16 protein-coding genes are annotated in these 15,411 nt (G+C 61.0%); 8 read left to right on the forward strand and 8 right to left on the reverse strand.

The genetic code is table 11. The features are described 5' to 3' along the window. Window positions 1-10: 10 nt before the first annotated feature. Both AOZ07_RS07870 and AOZ07_RS07875 read left to right on the forward strand, forming a co-directional pair. On the forward strand, window positions 11-736 hold the full coding sequence (locus AOZ07_RS07870; RefSeq protein ID WP_060701501.1) for a ribonuclease HII: 726 nt from the start codon (window positions 11-13) through the stop codon (window positions 734-736). Further along, on the forward strand, window positions 736-1,056 hold the full coding sequence (locus AOZ07_RS07875; RefSeq protein ID WP_060701502.1) for a DUF2469 domain-containing protein: 321 nt from the start codon (window positions 736-738) through the stop codon (window positions 1,054-1,056). The genes AOZ07_RS07870 and AOZ07_RS07875 overlap by 1 nt, the downstream gene beginning before the upstream one ends. A 93-nt stretch (window positions 1,057-1,149) precedes the next feature. Here the strand turns inward: AOZ07_RS07875 and AOZ07_RS07880 are convergent, their stop codons facing one another. The 3 genes from AOZ07_RS07880 to AOZ07_RS07890 form a co-directional block, all read right to left on the reverse strand. Then, the gene (locus AOZ07_RS07880; protein ID WP_060701503.1) at window positions 1,150-2,043 is read right to left on the reverse strand and encodes a glycine betaine ABC transporter substrate-binding protein; all 894 of its coding nucleotides are present in this window, start codon (window positions 2,041-2,043) and stop codon (window positions 1,150-1,152) included. A gap of 108 nt (window positions 2,044-2,151) precedes the next feature. Then, window positions 2,152-3,048, reverse strand: a complete 897-nt coding sequence (locus AOZ07_RS07885; RefSeq protein WP_060701504.1) for an ABC transporter permease — start codon at window positions 3,046-3,048, stop codon at window positions 2,152-2,154. Beyond that, a complete protein-coding gene (locus tag AOZ07_RS07890; protein ID WP_060703370.1) occupies window positions 3,048-4,316 on the reverse strand; it encodes a quaternary amine ABC transporter ATP-binding protein in 1,269 nt (422 codons plus the stop codon). The genes AOZ07_RS07885 and AOZ07_RS07890 overlap by 1 nt, the downstream gene beginning before the upstream one ends. 596 nt (window positions 4,317-4,912) lie before the next feature. Here AOZ07_RS07890 and AOZ07_RS07895 point away from each other — a divergent pair. The 6 genes from AOZ07_RS07895 (at window position 4,913) to AOZ07_RS07920 (ending at window position 10,423) form a co-directional block, all read left to right on the forward strand. Next, the gene (locus AOZ07_RS07895) at window positions 4,913-5,275 is read left to right on the forward strand and encodes a YraN family protein (protein ID WP_060701505.1); all 363 of its coding nucleotides are present in this window, start codon (window positions 4,913-4,915) and stop codon (window positions 5,273-5,275) included. After that, window positions 5,272-6,825 (forward strand): YifB family Mg chelatase-like AAA ATPase, encoded by a 1,554-nt coding sequence (locus AOZ07_RS07900; RefSeq protein ID WP_060701506.1) that lies wholly within the window; start codon window positions 5,272-5,274, stop codon window positions 6,823-6,825. The genes AOZ07_RS07895 and AOZ07_RS07900 overlap by 4 nt, the downstream gene beginning before the upstream one ends. A 35-nt stretch (window positions 6,826-6,860) precedes the next feature. Next, window positions 6,861-8,078 carry a DNA-processing protein DprA gene (dprA, locus tag AOZ07_RS07905; protein ID WP_194943839.1) on the forward strand — a complete coding sequence of 406 codons (1,218 nt, stop codon included), beginning with the start codon at window positions 6,861-6,863 and terminating at the stop codon, window positions 8,076-8,078. A gap of 25 nt (window positions 8,079-8,103) precedes the next feature. Beyond that, window positions 8,104-9,102, forward strand: coding sequence for a tyrosine recombinase XerC (locus AOZ07_RS07910; RefSeq protein ID WP_335334230.1), 999 nt, complete (start codon window positions 8,104-8,106; stop codon window positions 9,100-9,102). 142 nt (window positions 9,103-9,244) lie between these two features. Next, the gene (locus AOZ07_RS07915) at window positions 9,245-9,748 is read left to right on the forward strand and encodes a DUF3145 domain-containing protein (RefSeq protein ID WP_060701508.1); all 504 of its coding nucleotides are present in this window, start codon (window positions 9,245-9,247) and stop codon (window positions 9,746-9,748) included. A 294-nt stretch (window positions 9,749-10,042) separates the two neighbouring features. Continuing rightward, window positions 10,043-10,423, forward strand: a complete 381-nt coding sequence (locus AOZ07_RS07920) for a VOC family protein (RefSeq protein ID WP_060701509.1) — start codon at window positions 10,043-10,045, stop codon at window positions 10,421-10,423. Window positions 10,424-10,425: 2 nt separating this feature from the next. Here AOZ07_RS07920 and AOZ07_RS07925 read toward each other — a convergent pair whose 3' ends face one another. The 5 genes from AOZ07_RS07925 to AOZ07_RS07945 form a co-directional block, all read right to left on the reverse strand. Then, window positions 10,426-11,001, reverse strand: a complete 576-nt coding sequence (locus AOZ07_RS07925) for a dihydrofolate reductase family protein (RefSeq protein ID WP_060701510.1) — start codon at window positions 10,999-11,001, stop codon at window positions 10,426-10,428. Window positions 11,002-11,192: 191 nt separating this feature from the next. After that, on the reverse strand, window positions 11,193-12,440 hold the full coding sequence (locus tag AOZ07_RS07930; RefSeq protein ID WP_060701511.1) for a beta-ketoacyl-[acyl-carrier-protein] synthase family protein: 1,248 nt from the start codon (window positions 12,438-12,440) through the stop codon (window positions 11,193-11,195). A 107-nt stretch (window positions 12,441-12,547) separates the two neighbouring features. Continuing rightward, entirely contained in the window at window positions 12,548-12,793 is a 246-nt protein-coding gene (locus tag AOZ07_RS07935) for an acyl carrier protein (RefSeq protein WP_060701512.1), read from the reverse strand. 213 nt (window positions 12,794-13,006) lie between these two features. Beyond that, a complete protein-coding gene (locus AOZ07_RS07940) occupies window positions 13,007-13,930 on the reverse strand; it encodes an ACP S-malonyltransferase (protein WP_060701513.1) in 924 nt (307 codons plus the stop codon). Between the two features lie 176 nt (window positions 13,931-14,106). After that, window positions 14,107-15,315 (reverse strand): PucR family transcriptional regulator, encoded by a 1,209-nt coding sequence (locus AOZ07_RS07945; protein ID WP_060701514.1) that lies wholly within the window; start codon window positions 15,313-15,315, stop codon window positions 14,107-14,109. Window positions 15,316-15,411 lie beyond the last annotated feature (96 nt).

Below are 15,411 nucleotides of genomic sequence, written 5' to 3' on the forward strand. Positions count from 1 at the left end.
GCCAGCGATCATGACAGCCACCAAGAACCAGCCCACCACCCTCGACCACGAACGCGCGCTGGCGGCGCGCCACGGCGTGCGCTTTATTGGCGCGGTCGACGAGGTAGGCCGCGGCGCTTTGGCCGGGCCAATTACCGTGGGCATTACCGTGATCGACATCGAGAGCGTGCGCGAATTCCCGGAACTGCGCGACTCGAAGCTCTTGCGCCCGGAAACGCGCGAAGAGCTGGTGCCCAAGGTGCGTGACTGGGCCGTGGGCCACGGCGTCGGCCATGCCTCCGCCCAGGAGATCGATGCCCTGGGCGTCACCGCCGCCTTGCGCCTGGCCGGAACCCGCGCCGTGGAACAATGCGCCGTCGCACCCCAAGCCATCCTGCTGGACGGAAGCTACGACTGGCTGACCGCCCCGGAACCGGACCTTTTTGATGTGCTCGCCGACGAGCGCGAACCGGTGGGCCTGCACCTGCCGCTGGCCACCATCATCAAGGGCGATATGACCTGCCAAGCGATTGCTGGGGCCTCTATCCTGGCCAAGGTGGAACGCGATGGCATCATGACCGATCTGGCCGTGTCCCACCCCGACTTCGGCTGGGAAATCAACAAGGGCTACGCAACTGCCGCGCATCGTGCGGCAATCAGTGCACAGGGCCCCTGCGATTACCACCGCAAAAGCTGGAACTTGACTTCGCAGGCCGACTCGGCCCATGGTGAAGCGACAACAAAGAAAGCAAAGTGATGGCTGGCGACGATCTGGAAAACTACGAGTCCGACATGGAACTGCAGCTGTACCGCGAGTACAAAACCGTGGTGGGGCTTTTCAATTACGTGGTCGAGACCGAACGGCGGTTCTACCTGGCCAACCAGGTAGACGTCAAAACACTGAGCAACGCCGGCGAAGTCTACTTCGAGCTGAGTCTCACCGACGCGTGGGTGTGGGACATCTACCGGCAAGGGCGTTTTGTGAAGTCCGTGAAGGTGCTGACGTTCAAGGACGTCAACGTCGAGGAACTGAATCGCGACGAGCTGCAGATCCCCAAGGAGGGGCTGGACTCCTGAACGAATCAGCGTCTAACTAAGCGAAGGCCGGCGCCAGTCCACATGAGGGGCCCGGCGCCGGCCTTCGCATTTAAGGGCTGCAGCCCAGACTTCCTAGGAAGCGGTCATGCGCTCGACGATGTCGGCGTGCTCTTCCATCCACTGGCGCACCAGCGGCTCGTAGTCATCGGTGTCGTTGTCTACGAACAAGAGCTTCTCAAGGGTGTATAGCTCGTCCAGGCTCAACTTGAAGCCGCCCATCCAATCGGCAACCTCAGGGAAATCCTCGGCGAAGCCGGCACGGGAGTAGTTGTGGATGCTCTCGGTGCTGCCCAAAGCTCCCTTTGGGTCTTCCAGGTTCTTCACCGGGAACGAGGAGTAGGCCCAGTGTGGTTCCCACAAGGTCACCACGATGTTCTCGCCGGCATCGGTGGCGGTCTTCAGCTCGGTGAGCATGGCCGAAGTGGAGCTGGTGACGAAGTCCATGTCCTCCAAGCCGTAATCAGGGATCACCGACTCCTCCATGGTGCGAGTTAGGCCAGCGCCTGCCTCGATGCCCACGATTTTGTTGTTGAACTTGTCGGCGTTGGCGGCCAGATCTTCCAGGGAATCGATCGGGGCGTCCTTGTTGACCGCAACGGTCAGCTTGGATTCGTCATTCCAGGCGCCCAGGTCCTCGATATCGCTCCCGAACTTGTCCAGGTAGTCCTTGTGGGTGACCGGCAGCCACACGTCGGTGGTCAGGTCGTAATCGCCCGAGGCCAGTCCGGAGAACAGCGGGGCGACGTCGGAGTATTCCAGGTTGACGTCGTAGCCTTTGTCCTCCAGTACGGCCTTCCACAGTTCACTGGTGGCAATGCCCTCATCCCAGCCGTTGAAGACCGCGATGGTTACTTCCTTCGACGCTTGTGCGTCGCCTTCGCTTCCGGCATCGCCGCTGGAGCACGCGGTAAGTCCCAATGCCGCAGTGGCGGCCAGTGCGCCAAACTTCATAATGGTGCGATTCATGATCTATCCCTTTCCACGGCGCTGGTCTTTCCAGTCGCCGTCCGACCCCGGGGATCCGAAGCCGGTGGCGGAAGTCGAGCTCCCGCCCATGCTCGTTGCGCGTTGCCCTCAGGCGGCCAGCTGCTGCTCCCGTGCGGTGCGAGCGGCCTTGCGCTTCTTGGCGAACAGCGCGAACAATCCAGATTGCCGTCCGAAGGCGTTGGTCAACCGATCCAGGATCATCGCCAGGATGACCACGGCCAGCCCGGCTTCCACGCCCAGCGCGGTGTCCAGGCGGGAGAGCGAGCTGATCACATCGCCACCCAGGCCGCCGGCGCCGACCATGCCGGCGATCACGACCATGGACAGCGAAAGCATGATGACCTGGTTAACGCCGGCCATTATGGTGGGCAGTGCCAGCGGAAGCTGGATTTGCCGCAGGATACGTCCCGGTGAGGAGCCGAAAGCCTGCCCGGCCTCAACTACTTCGCTATCCACCGAGCGGATGCCCAGCTCGGTGAAGCGTACGCCAGGGGCCAGCGCGAAGATGATAGTGGCCACGATGCCCGGTGCCACGCCGACGCGGAAGAGCATCAGCGCAGGGATCAGGTAGACGAAGGCCGGCATGGTCTGCAAGAAGTCCAGCACCGGGCGGACAACCTGCGAGAAGCCGTCGGATTTCGCGGCCCAGATGCCCAGCGGAAGCGCGATCAGCAAGGCCCAGAAGGCGGCGACGATGACCAGCGCCAGGGTGCTCATCGCATTTTCCCACTGGTCCACGCCAACGATGACCAATAGGCCCATCACTGCGCCGAGCATGAATTGCCAGCCGCGGGCCAGCAGCGCGATCAGGCCGATCAAGATGGTTACCACAGCGAAACTCGGGGTAGAGAGCACCAGGTAGAGCCCGTCGTACATTTCAATGAAGATCGTGCGCAGCACCGAGAAGAAGCCGTCGAGATTGGCAATGATCCAGTCGATGGCATCTTCGGAGACGTCGCCGATCGGGATGCGGAAGTTGTCCATTAGTTCTTCTCCGGTTCAATCTGCAGCACCGCGTCAACGATGTCGCTGGGCAGCGGGCTGTCGAGCACGCTGATTTCCTCGGTCTGCGGGGTGGTAGAAGCAAGTGCCGCCAGCAGGGTCACCCGCGGGATGACTCCTAGCAGGCGGTTCTCGGCATCGGTGACGGTGACGGGCAGGGGAGATTCCACGGACGGGACGAACAAGTCGATCAGCGCCGTATCTGCATCCACCGTGGACAGCGCGGAGATCTTCGAGTTCAGCGAGCTTTCGCCGCGGCGCACCAGCTTGAGCGCATCGCGGTCGGTGATCATGCCGAGAACCTTGCGATCCCGGCCCGTAACGATGGCCGCCGAGGCAACGGCGTCGCGCATCTGCCGCAGGGCGGCGCGCGGGCCGGCGTTTTCCTGGATCACCGAGCGGCCAGGAACCATGACCGAGGCGGCGGTGAGCACGCGGGCGCGGTCTACGTCCTGCACGAACTGCTCGACGTAGTCGTTGGCTGGATCGGTGAGGATCTCCTCAGGAGTGCCGATCTGCACGATGCGCCCATCGCGCATCACCGCGATGCGGTCGCCGAGGAACATGGCCTCATTCAGGTCGTGCGTGATGAACACGATCGTCTTGCCCAAGGTGGCTTGGAGCTCCACGAGTTGTTCTTGCATTTCGCGGCGGATCAGCGGGTCCAGCGCGGAGAAAGCTTCGTCCATGAGCAAGATCTCGGTGTCGGCCGATAGCGCGCGGGCGATGCCTACACGCTGCTGCATGCCGCCGGAGAGCTCGCTTGGCATCTTCTCGCCCCAGCCGTCCAATCCCACCAGCTTCAGTGTTTTGGCGGCGGTGGCCAGTCGTTCGGCGCGTCCCAGGCCCTGCTGCTCCAGCGGGTAGGCGACGTTTTCGAGCACGCTGCGGTGCGGAAGCAAGGCGAAATGCTGGAACACCATCGAAACGCGCTTGCGGCGCACTGCGCGCAGCTTGGCCGGCTGCATCCCGGTGATTACGTCTTCGCCGAGGCTCACGGTGCCGGCACTGGCTTCCCACAGGCCGTTGAGCGTCCGGATCAGGGTGGATTTTCCGGAACCTGACAGGCCCATGACAACGAAAATCTCCCCGGTCTTGACTTCAAAGGACGCGTCGATGACTGCCGCTGTATTGCCCGAGGGCAGCTTCTCACGCGGTGTCCCGGATTCAAGTTGCTTGACCGCGTCTTTCGGCTTGCGACCGAAGACCTTGTACAGCCCTTCAACCTTCAATGCGATATTGGTGGTCATTGTCTCCACTGCCCATCTGCCCGAAGGCATTGGCTGGTAATGGACCAGCATGCAGGAATTGTTCCATCTGCAATTCGCGCCGTCCGAGGAAAAGCATTCCGGACCGCGCAGGTCCTGGTTCGAGTGTTATCGGTGATCGTGTCGGACGCGTCGCCACCGATTGCCCACCCTAGCAAAAATGCGCCTCTGGGCGGGGCCAACTCTTTGTATTTCGAGGTCTGAACCCCCTTCCGCGACCTATTCTGCCCCGGAATTACGCTACAAACCAGATGTTATGCAAACGTTATTAGATCTTTGCAATTCACCCATAATTCGAGTGCAACGCCCACCAAGGCAATAACCTCGCCCATTGGCCGCTGGGCGAAATCCCGTCTACGGGAATCCACCCAGAAATAACTGTCTGGCACCACGCATTTGCTTGCCGGATCCAACAACTTTTGAGCAGCATTTCTTGAGGTTTTAACGAGGAGATTTCAGGAATTTTTCCCGATATTGCTAATTGCAGTTATCCACAGACGGCGATTGGATCCCGGCTGCTCTCGATCATCGCTCAGAGGATTGAAGTATCGAACAGATTGCATAACAAGGAGAGCCACATGCGTACCGCAAGTCAACGCCTCGGAGCGGCCGGCGAGCTGGCCGCGGCCCGCTTTCTTAGTGAAAACAGCTATGAAGTGCTCGATTGCAATTGGCGTTGCCAGGCAGGGGAACTTGACTTGGTGGCGCGGGCCGGCAACGGCCAGGTGGTCGCCATCGAAGTCAAGACCCGCAGCTCCCAGCGTTTTGGCACCGGCTTCGATGCGATCAATGCCGCCAAGTACCATCGGCTGCAGAAGCTGCTGATCTTCTGGGCGCAGGCGCACCGGATGTTCATGCCCCAGTTGCGCGTGGACGTCGTTGAGGTCTATCCCACCGCTGGCGGGTTCGAATGCCAGTTGCACCAAGACGTGCGCTCATGAGCACCGCGCGCACCAGCGCGGTTGCGCTGCATGGGGTCAGCGCCTCGCTGGTAGAAGTAGAAGCCGATCTCGGAAACGGCATCCCCGGCTTCACCATTCTGGGCCTGCCCGATGCCTCGCTGAATGAGGCACGGGAACGTATCAAGGCGGCGGCGCGGAACACCGGCATTCCGCTGGCCAACCGCAAACTGACGGTTAATCTGTCCCCGGCGACCCTTCCCAAATACGGTTCCGGCTTTGATTTGGCAATTCTTGTCGCCGCGCTAGCTGCCGATCACCAGTTGCCCACCAGCCCCTCCACGCTGTACCTGGCCGAGCTTGGCCTGGATGGCACGTTGCGTGCAGTTTCCGGTGTCCTGCCCGCAGTGCAACTGGCCAAGGAACATGGATTAGATCGTGTCATTGTGGCTGAAGCCAATGGCAATGAGGCACGGCTGGTTGAGGGAATCGAGGTGAAGTCCGCCCGCCACCTGGGGCAGGTGCTGGAATTCTGTGGCGCGCGGAAGGAACTGATCACTATGCGTTTGCACCACCCGGCCCCTGCCGCAGCCCGGGCCCAGTCCATTTTGGCCAGCGCCAGCCATGACGAGGCAGACCTGCAGCTGGTCAACGGCCAGCAGGAAGCGCGCCTGGCGCTGGAACTCGCGGCTGCCGGGGGACACCACCTGATCATGGTTGGTCCGGCGGGCGCCGGGAAAACCATGCTGGCCAAATGCCTGCCCACGATCATTCCCCCGCTGGATGACAGCCAAGCCCTGGAAGCCACGGCAGTGCATTCCATTACCAGCGGTGCAATGAACGAGGTCAACCAGCTGCAGCGAACCCCGCCCTTCGTCGCACCACACCACACGTCTTCGCTGTCCGCGCTGATTGGCGGTGGAACTGCGCAGCTGATTCCCGGAGCGATAACGCGGGCCCATCACGGGATCCTGTTTTTGGACGAAGCCGCCCAGTTTAATACCGGCGTTCTTGACGCGCTTCGCCAACCCATCGAGGAAGGCTATATCAACCTGGCCCGGGCCCGTGGCCATCATCGATTGCCCGCCCGATTCCAACTCGTCCTCGCATCCAATCCCTGCCCTTGCGGGAGGAACTTCGGGACGGGAACCGGCTGCACGTGCACGCCCATGGCCCGCCGGCGCTACTTCGCCAGGCTCTCTGGACCCATTCTGGATCGCGTTGACCTGCAAGTTCGAGTGAATCCGGTACACCAATCGCAGCTGTTGAGTACCACGCAGAATGAATCCAGCGCCATAGTTCGAGAACGAGTCCGCACAACAAGGGAGCGCAGCCAGGAGCGGCTTCGCCCCTTCGCCATTAGCTGCAACGCCCAAATTCCAACGCAAATACTGCGCCATGAGCTGAGATACCCGGCAAAAACCAAGGCCGCTTTGGAACAACTTGCTGCTCGCCGCGGGCTTTCGGCCCGAGGAATCCACCGTCTGCTGCGGGTGGCCTGGACAGTCGCCGACCAACAACAGCACGCAGCTCCCACCGAAGACGACTTGGCCGTTGCAGCGCATCTGCGCCAAAGTCTTGAGAATAGTTAGGCCATCGAATGTCCATCAATTCACATCCTGTTCCAGTGGACGATCGCACGAATCAGGAACGGCTGACATATGCGCACTTGAACCAGCTGATTGAGCCAAACGACTACACCGCGACTGCCCTGCTGGAACTCATGAGCCCCCAGGAACTGATTGCACTGATTCGAAGAGCAGACTTCGTGCCATGGGGGCTCAAGTCCCAGGTCGACGACATCCTCGGGGTGAAGACCACCTCGAATATGGCGCAGGACCTGAAAGCCGCACTGACCCGTTGGCGCAAGAGGCTGCCGCTGAGCAACCCCGTGGCCGCACTGGATACCGCGGCCCGGCATAATGGAGGACTGCTGATCCCAACGGACCCAATGTGGCCAACTCAGCTTGACGACCTCAATCTGGGACGGCCCCTGTGCCTATGGTGGCGGGCCAGCGATCCCCAGCTCCTTGCCGGAGCGCAGGTAGCGAAGAATGTAGCGATCGTCGGCTCTCGAGATGCCAGTGACTATGGCGACCAGGTGACCTTCGACCTTGGCAGGACCCTTGCCACGCATGGGTACACCATCGTCTCCGGGGGAGCCTACGGCATCGATGCCAGCGCCCACCGGGCAGCGCTGACAGTTGAAGACTGGGCCTACCCGAACCCGCCGACCATTACCGTGATGGCCGGCGGTATCGATCGGCTCTATCCATCAGGCAATAGCAACTTGCTCAACCAAATTGTCGCGCGGGGCGTCCTGCTGTCGGAAGTCCCGCCGGGGACCACATCAGCTCGTTTTCGATTCTTGAACCGCAACCGGATCATTGCCGCCTTGAGCAGGCTGGTTATCGTCGCGGAGGCACGACACCGCTCTGGAGCACTGAATACAGCCAGCCATGCGGTTGAGCTAGGCCGCGATGTCGCAGCCGTCCCCGGAAGCGTGTTCGCTCCGAATTCCGCCGGCTGCCACCGGCTGATCGCCGAGGGAAGCGCCGCGCTGCTTGCTTCACCGCAAGATGCCCTCGCGCTCGTCGGCGCCGACCGCAGCACCCAGGCTTCACGCGTGGATCAGGTGCCCCAGAGACCAACAGATCAGCTGGGCCGCGATGAAGGCATGGTCTACGACGTCATGTCGTTTTCCAGGTCGCTGCTGGTTGATGAAATTTCAGCGCGCAGTGGTGTGCCGATGATTCAAACGCTGCAGGCGGTAGCCCGCCTGGAGGCACTCGGGCTGGCCAGCACCGATGGCCTATCGTGGAAACTGGTCTACCAGGGCAACTAGCTGCCTTCGGGTAAGCTCGGTGGTGATGAAGCACGATCCTGCCTCGAAGCGCTCCACCGGCCCGTCGGCAAAATTCTCCGAACCCGTGGCCGACTATTTGGAGTACCTGCAGCGCGAACGCGGCCGCAGCGAAAATACCCTGCGCGCCTACGACGTAGATCTCCGAAATCTCGGACAGTTCCTCAACGAACACGCCGGTGATCCGGCACTGAAGCAGATTTCTGTCGAAATGCTTCGAGACTGGCTCGCATACCTGCATGAGTCCGCAGTTTCTCGGACAACATTGGCCCGCCGCATCTCCGCGGTGAAAAACTTCTTCGCTTGGGCATTGAAGAACCACCTGGTTGAGAATGATCCGGCCTTGCGATTGGCAGCACCGAAAAAAGAGCGGCGGCTGCCGCACATACTTCAGCCCAGCCAGATCGACAGGCTCCTGTCGGAACATGCTGGTCCTACAGAAGAAAACGAGGCAGCCAGGCAGAAAGGCGATGGAACTGACCAGGATCCCAAAGCCAGGGCGATCCAGTGTCGAGACAGGGTCATTGCAGAATTGCTCTACGCTTCGGGACTGCGCATCAGTGAGCTGGTTGCCTTGGATATCGCGGATATCGATTTTGAGCGAAGGACGTTGAGAGTCCTTGGCAAAGGCAACAAGGAGCGGATGGTGCCCTTCGGCAAACCTGCCGAGCGGGTGATTATTGAATGGATACGCTCCTACCGACGTGTCGTGGCCGCAGAGCAGGCGGGGGACGCCTTGCTGGTCGGAGTTCGCGGTTCCAGGCTGAATGTTCGACAGGCGCGTGAAGTCATTGCCAGCGCCCTGCGCTCACTTGGCGACACCTCCGCCAGCGGGCCACACGCCTTACGCCATACAGTCGCCACCCATTTGCTCGATGGAGGCGCTGACCTGCGTGCGGTGCAAGAGTTCCTCGGGCACGCATCGCTTGCCACTACCCAGCTCTATACGCATGTTTCTGTGGATCGATTGCGGCAAAGTTACCGCCAAGCACACCCTCGGGCCTGATGATTTTCGTCCAATCTGTGAATTTAGCCCGCCTGGGTGGCGAAAAGTGCTGTTCATCGGGCAAAATAGAACTATCGGCGGCGATAGCACCAGTTCGATGTTGACGTAGGGGAAGACGATCAACACCGCAACGGAGGATGGCATGTCTGCACCGATGACCAGAGGCGTGATATTTGTACATTCCGCCCCTGCTGCACTATGCCCGCACCTGGAATGGGCAATTGGGTCCGTGCTCGGAACTCCAGTCAAGATGGACTGGACCGAACAGCACGTCGCACCCGGATTTTGTCGCGCCGAAATTGAGTGGGTTGGCCCGCAGGGAACTGGCGCACTGCTCACCAGTGAAATGCATGGATGGCAGCATCTGCGTTTCGAAATCACAGAGGATCCAAGCCCCGGCGCCGACGGCAGCCGTTGGTCCGTAACTCCAGACTTGGGGATCTTCCACGCGACCGTTGATGTTGCTGGCAACATCATGGTCGGCGAGGAAAGAATCCGCTGGGCCTATGAAAAGGGCGATGGAAACCCGTCAATTTTCTATCAAGAAATGTCCATCGCACTGGGCGAAGCCTGGGACGAGGAGCTCGAGCCTTTTAGACACTCAGGAGATGAAGCACCTGTACGATGGCTCAACCAGGTAGTTTAGCAACTGGTTTTAATGTCTCTGGGTGAGTTTACAACTGCACTCAGTTAGACCCCGGTGGTGCGGGGTTGTTACCACAAGAAGTGGGATTCCATATTGGGATCCCACTTCTTGGTTTTACCCTGAAGACATAGTCAGGCGCGCGCCCAGGATGCTAGACTCATTGGCGATGAAGACCAGTCAGGCTCTAGGCAGCCACTCCCGGAACGGCTATCTGGTCGTTCCCTGATCCGCGGACCACCCTTTCACCGGAAGATTCAAGCTACAGAATTTTCGGACATATTTTGAAAGGGACAGATGACCGCGCAATTCAACCACACAATTATCGCTTCAACGGATCCACAGCGCATGGCAGAGTTTTACACTGACTTGCTCGAAGCGAAGCCCGCCCCCAGTTGGGGGCCATTCTGCAACATCAGCCTTGACGGTGGGGTGTTGCTGCAGTTTGCGACGCCACCGATTGATTTTCCGCCTCAGCACTATGCGTTCCTGCTCAACGAAGCGCATTTTGACCGCGCTTACCAAAAAATTTGCGCAGCGGAGCACGAGCATTGGGCCGACCCGCAACGCCAGCACCCCGGAGCAATCAATCATGAGCACGGTGGCAGGGGAGTCTATTTGCTAGACCCATCGGGACATTATCTGGAACTGATCACGAAGGAATACATCCCGCGATGAGGTCACCGGACGACGTCGAAAACATTCTTCTGGATACCATTCGAATATGTTTGTGAATCCACGAGCTTGAGCGTTTGCGCGTCCATGCTTTCCTGGCTGAACAAGCGCTTGCCTGCACCGAGCAGGACCGGGAAAACCAGGAGGTTGTACCGGTCAATAAGCTGGTGCTCTTGGAGGGAACGAACCAAGGTTGCCGAACCATGGATGCTGATGGGTCCACCCTCGCCCGCGCGGAGGCGTGCGACGTCGGAGATCGAACGCAGGATGGTTGTCTCGCCCCAGTTGTCTACGAGGTCCTTCTCGGCCAGCGTTGTGGAAAGCACGTATTTCGGCATGGCGTTATAGTGCGGAAATTCCTCGGTCATCGATGGCCAGATGGGGGAGAAGGCCTGGTAGCTGATCCTGCCCAGCAACATGGCTGAAGCTTCAGCCTGTTCGGTGCCTTTCAGCTCGTATGCGGCTGGATCGAACTCGACACTATTCATGGTCCAGCCGGAATTGCGGTATTCGGGTTCGCCGCCCGGAGCTTCAACGACTCCGTCGAGCGAGACAAATGCGGTTGCGATGAGTGTGCGCACGAGGATGGCTCCTGAGCTGATCGAAGTAACAAATTCCCACGCCAGGTGGGCGGATCTTGAGCGTAACAAGCACAGGTGCTATCAGACAACGATTTGCCGAAGAAGCCAGAGAATTAAAGCAGGATGGGCTGGTCCAAGGAATCCCTTGGACCAGCCCATCGGCTATTCGGTTGCACGCAACCGGGATATTGCTAGACGCTGCGGATAGCGACAACTGCGTTGTGGCCACCGAAACCGAATGAGTTGTTCAGTGCCACGATGGTGCCCTCGGCTGGAAGTGCTTCCGGCTGGCCGGTGACTACCTTCAGCGGGATCGCTGGATCCTGGTTATCCAAGTTGATCGTCACAGGGGTGGTGCGGTGGTAGACAGCCAGCGCGCACAGGACCGATTCAACGGCACCGGAGGCGCCAAGCAGGTGGCCCATCTGCGACTTGGTCGCCGAGACCCAGACATTGTCCAGCTGATCGCCCAGGGCGTTCTTCAAGGCGGTGTATTCCGGAGCGTCGCCCACCGGGGTGGAGGTTGCGTGCGCGTTGACGTGTACAACGTCCTCTGGCTGGATGCGGCCGTCGAACATGGCGGCCTTCAGCGCGCGGGTAGCACCCGAGCCATCTGGATCCGGAGCGGTGATGTGGTGTGCATCAGAGGTGACCGACGATCCGGCCAGCTCGGCGTAGATGCGGGCGCCACGAGCCAATGCGTGCTCTTCGGCTTCCAGCACCAAGGCGCCAGCGCCTTCACCCATCACGAAGCCATCACGATCGATGTCGTACGGGCGGGAGGCCTTGGCAGGATCGTCATTGCGGCGCGAGAGCGCATGCATCGAGGAGAAAGCAGCCATTGGCATGGGGTGGATGGCTGCTTCAGCGCCACCAACCATCACGACATCGGCCTTGCCCGAGCGGATCAGTTCCAGGCCAACGTGCATGGCCTCGGTGCCCGAAGCGCAAGCGGAGACCGGGGTGTGGGCGCCACCGGCGGCACCCAGGTCCAGGGACACCGCAGCTGCTGGGCCGTTGGGCATCAGCATCGGGACAGTCATTGGCAAAACGCGGCGGGGGCCCTTTTCGCGCAGGGTGTCCCAGGCGTTCAGCAGGGTCCAGACACCGCCGATGCCGGTAGCGAAGGCCACGGCAAGCTTGTTCTGGTCGATGTCTTCCTTGCTCAGGCCTGAGTCGGCCCATGCTTCGCGCGAGGCAACGACAGCGAACTGCGTGGAAGGATCCATGCGCTTGGTTTCCGGGCGGGTGAGAACCTCGGTTGGCTGAACGGAAGCGCGCGCAGCGAAGGTGACCGGAAGGTCGTATTCCTTCACCCAGGCATCATCCAGGGTTGCGGCGCCGGAGACGCCCTTCAAAGCGTTGGCCCAGAGGGTGGGGACGTCCCCGCCGATTGGGGTGGTGGCTCCGAGACCGGTGATCACTACTTTGCGCGCCATCATCAAACTCTCTACTGTGCGATTAAGAAATTTAGGGGGCCGGCTTGACGTACCGGCCGATGCGCACGGCTTGCCCGCGCAACGGTGTGGCGATTAACGCCGAAAGCTTAGGCCTGAACCGAAGCGATGAAGCTGACAGCGTCGCCTACGGTCTTCAGGTTCTTGACTTCCTCGTCCGGAATCTTTACGTCGAACTTCTCTTCTGCCTCTACGACGATGGTCATCATCGAGATCGAGTCGATGTCCAGGTCCTCGGTGAAGGACTTGTCCAGCTGCACGTCTGCTTCGTCCAGGCCGGTCTCGGAGTTGACGATTTCGGCGAGGCCCGCCAGGATTTCTTCGTTGCTAGCCATGGATGGCTCCTTTTCTTCAGTTGCCGGAGGACTCCGGTGTTCTTTGTGGCTGAAACAGATCCCTGCGGACAGGTTCCCGTCGCGAGCCGATGTGCTGAAACGATGGTGCATGAATCACGCACCGCAGTTTCGTCGGTTTAAAGCTTAGGCCAGAGATGAGCCCGCCGGTGGCATCATGACTGGTTCGGCGCGCAAATCTTTGAGTTCAGCCGGTTAGCTGGCAGTGTGCTCGGCGATGAAGGCCTGGGCAGCTTCAAGGTCGGCAGGCGACTTGACCGCGAGGGTCTTCACGCCCTTCAGCCCGCGGCGGGCCAAGCCCACCAGGGTGCCAGCTGGTGCCAGTTCCAAGACTCCGGTGACGCCGGCTTCGGCCAGGGTCTCCATGCACAGATCCCAGCGCACCGGGCGGGAGACCTGGGCTACCAGGGAGTCGAGGTTGGCCTGGCCGTCAGCGACCGGCTGGCCATCGAAGTTCGAGAGCAGGCGCACGCTCGGGTCAGCGGGCGTGAGGGTATCGGCCAATTCCTTCAAGGTGCCCACCGCTGGCTGCATATGCGAGGTGTGGAACGCGCCGGCAACCTTCAAGGGGATCACACGGGCCTTGGCCGGTGGATTCTCGACCAGTTCGGCCAGCTGTTCGGTGGTTCCCGCGGCAACGATCTGCCCGCCGCCATTGGCGTTGGCCGGGGTGAGCCCGAAGCCGTCCAAGGCCGAGAGGACCTCTTCAGGATCGCCACCGAGCACGGCGGCCATGCCGGTCGGGGTGGCTGCGGCCGCTTCGGCCATGGCATTGGCGCGGACCTTGACGAAGTTCATTGCATCGGATTCAGCCAAGGCGCCAGCCAGTGCCGAAGCGGTGATTTCGCCGACCGAGTGGCCGGCAACGATGCTGCCTGCTGGCAAGTGATCGCCGAACAGCGCACGGGCGGTCACCAGGCCTGCGGCGACAATCAGCGGCTGCGCGACGGCGGTGTCCTTGATGGTCTCTTCGTCGGAGACGGTTCCGTGGGCGGTGAGGTCGCGCTCGGTAATGGCGCTCAGGGCTGCCAGATGATCGGCAACACCCTCAACTTCGAGCCATTCGGCGAGGAAACCTGGGGTCTGGGAGCCCTGTCCGGGGCAAACGATTGCTAACACTCTTACAGCTTTCCAAATTCTAGGAGCTTTTCGCGCTTCATTTCGGTACCAAGCTCAAGGTGGCTATTTGTAGGAACTCTACAAAACAGTATCCCATGCCCAACCGGAATTCCCATGTAATGCGCTATGAGCGAGCAAAATGGTGTTGTGCGCCATGCCCATTCTTTGGGTGAAGCCTACAAGTTGAACTCGTGGAGCCGGCCGTAGAGCAATGCGGACTGGAGCACAAAAGCGTCACGCGGCACCAGCGGGTCCCAGCCGCTGACCTCGCTGACCCGCTTGAGCCGATAACGCACGGTATTGGCATGGACAAAGAGCTCGCGCGCGGTGCCTTCCAGCGAATGCCCCAGCGCCAGATAGCTGGAGAGGGTTTCAAGCAGCCCGTTCGAGGCTTGCTGCAGCGGCTGATACACCTGTTCGATCAGCGCCGTGCGTGCCAGCTGATCGCCATTGCAGGCGCGTTCGGGCCACAGATCATCGGTGCTGACCGGATTGGGCGCCTGCGGCCAGGCGCGTGCCGCGCTGTAGCCGGCGACCGCGGCCACCGCGGCATGGTGCATGTCCTTGACGGTGGCGGCCAGCGGCGAGTACACCACCGGGCCCGGGCCGAAGAACCGGGTGAAGCGGGTGAGGTCGACGTCGTCGAATTTGGTATCCGAGAGCATAAGCACCGAGCGGTCGCCGAGCACCCCCACCAGCGAATCGCGCGAATAGCGGGTGGCGACCCGGCGCAAGGTCGTGACGAAGGTGGCCGAATTGGCTGCCGGGGTGGTGCCCACCAAGATGCGGATGTCCTTTTGCGACTTCCAGCCGATGGCGGCAATCCGCGAAGCCAGCGAGTCATGGGGCTCGCCGTGGAGCACCGCATCCACCACGTGGGCTTCCAGCCGGGAGTCCCAAGCTCCACGGGTTTCGGCAGCACGCGCGTACACGTCGGCGGCGGCAAAGGCCACCTCGCGTGAGTAGCGCAGCACCGCCTCGCGCAGGGCGGCCTGTTCGGACTCCGTGGCGATATCCGGAACCTGGGATTCGACGACCTCCACGATGGTGCGCAGCAGCCCCAAGGCCTTTTGCAGCGAGATCGAACGGGTCAACTCGGTGGGAGCTGCGCCAAAGACGTCGGTGACCACCCATGATGGGGTGGAGGACGGATCCTCGTACCAGGTGACAAAAGTGGAGATGCCCTTTTGGGCGATCAGGCCCAGGGCCGCGCGCTCGTTCGGATCCAGCGAGCGGTACCAGGGCAGCTGCTGGTCAAGATACTTCAGGGCGGTGGTGGACAGGACCCCGATATGGCTTTGGAGCCGCTTGAGCGTTTGCGGGCTCGGCGGCTGTGGCTGGCTGGATCGGTTTTTCGGCGTGGCGGCTTCGAGTTCGGGACTCATGCTTTCAAGCTTAGTGATTTTTCCTCCGCCATGCCCATGCCAAGAAGGGTGATTAAAAAGCTCCTGCCCCGCAGCGGAAAATCCGTTGCGGGGCAG

It is taken from the genome of Glutamicibacter halophytocola, from assembly GCF_001302565.1.
Lineage (GTDB): Bacteria > Actinomycetota > Actinomycetes > Actinomycetales > Micrococcaceae > Glutamicibacter > Glutamicibacter halophytocola.

What these genes read in the sequence shown, in the direction of transcription:
- AOZ07_RS07895 (WP_060701505.1), top strand. Translation starts at nt 4,913, where the DNA reads ATGCGTACCGCAAGTCAACGCCTCGGAGCGGCCGGCGAGCTGGCCGCG.
- AOZ07_RS07880 (WP_060701503.1), bottom strand. Translation starts at nt 2,043, where the DNA reads ATGAATCGCACCATTATGAAGTTTGGCGCACTGGCCGCCACTGCGGCA.
- AOZ07_RS07920 (WP_060701509.1), top strand. Translation starts at nt 10,043, where the DNA reads ATGACCGCGCAATTCAACCACACAATTATCGCTTCAACGGATCCACAG.
- AOZ07_RS07885 (WP_060701504.1), bottom strand. Translation starts at nt 3,048, where the DNA reads ATGGACAACTTCCGCATCCCGATCGGCGACGTCTCCGAAGATGCCATC.
- AOZ07_RS07875 (WP_060701502.1), top strand. Translation starts at nt 736, where the DNA reads ATGGCTGGCGACGATCTGGAAAACTACGAGTCCGACATGGAACTGCAG.
- AOZ07_RS07910 (WP_335334230.1), top strand. Translation starts at nt 8,104, where the DNA reads ATGAAGCACGATCCTGCCTCGAAGCGCTCCACCGGCCCGTCGGCAAAA.
- AOZ07_RS07935 (WP_060701512.1), bottom strand. Translation starts at nt 12,793, where the DNA reads ATGGCTAGCAACGAAGAAATCCTGGCGGGCCTCGCCGAAATCGTCAAC.
- AOZ07_RS07870 (WP_060701501.1), top strand. Translation starts at nt 11, where the DNA reads ATGACAGCCACCAAGAACCAGCCCACCACCCTCGACCACGAACGCGCG.
- AOZ07_RS07890 (WP_060703370.1), bottom strand. Translation starts at nt 4,316, where the DNA reads ATGACCACCAATATCGCATTGAAGGTTGAAGGGCTGTACAAGGTCTTC.
- AOZ07_RS07930 (WP_060701511.1), bottom strand. Translation starts at nt 12,440, where the DNA reads ATGGCGCGCAAAGTAGTGATCACCGGTCTCGGAGCCACCACCCCAATC.
- AOZ07_RS07945 (WP_060701514.1), bottom strand. Translation starts at nt 15,315, where the DNA reads ATGAGTCCCGAACTCGAAGCCGCCACGCCGAAAAACCGATCCAGCCAG.
- AOZ07_RS07900 (WP_060701506.1), top strand. Translation starts at nt 5,272, where the DNA reads ATGAGCACCGCGCGCACCAGCGCGGTTGCGCTGCATGGGGTCAGCGCC.
- AOZ07_RS07915 (WP_060701508.1), top strand. Translation starts at nt 9,245, where the DNA reads ATGTCTGCACCGATGACCAGAGGCGTGATATTTGTACATTCCGCCCCT.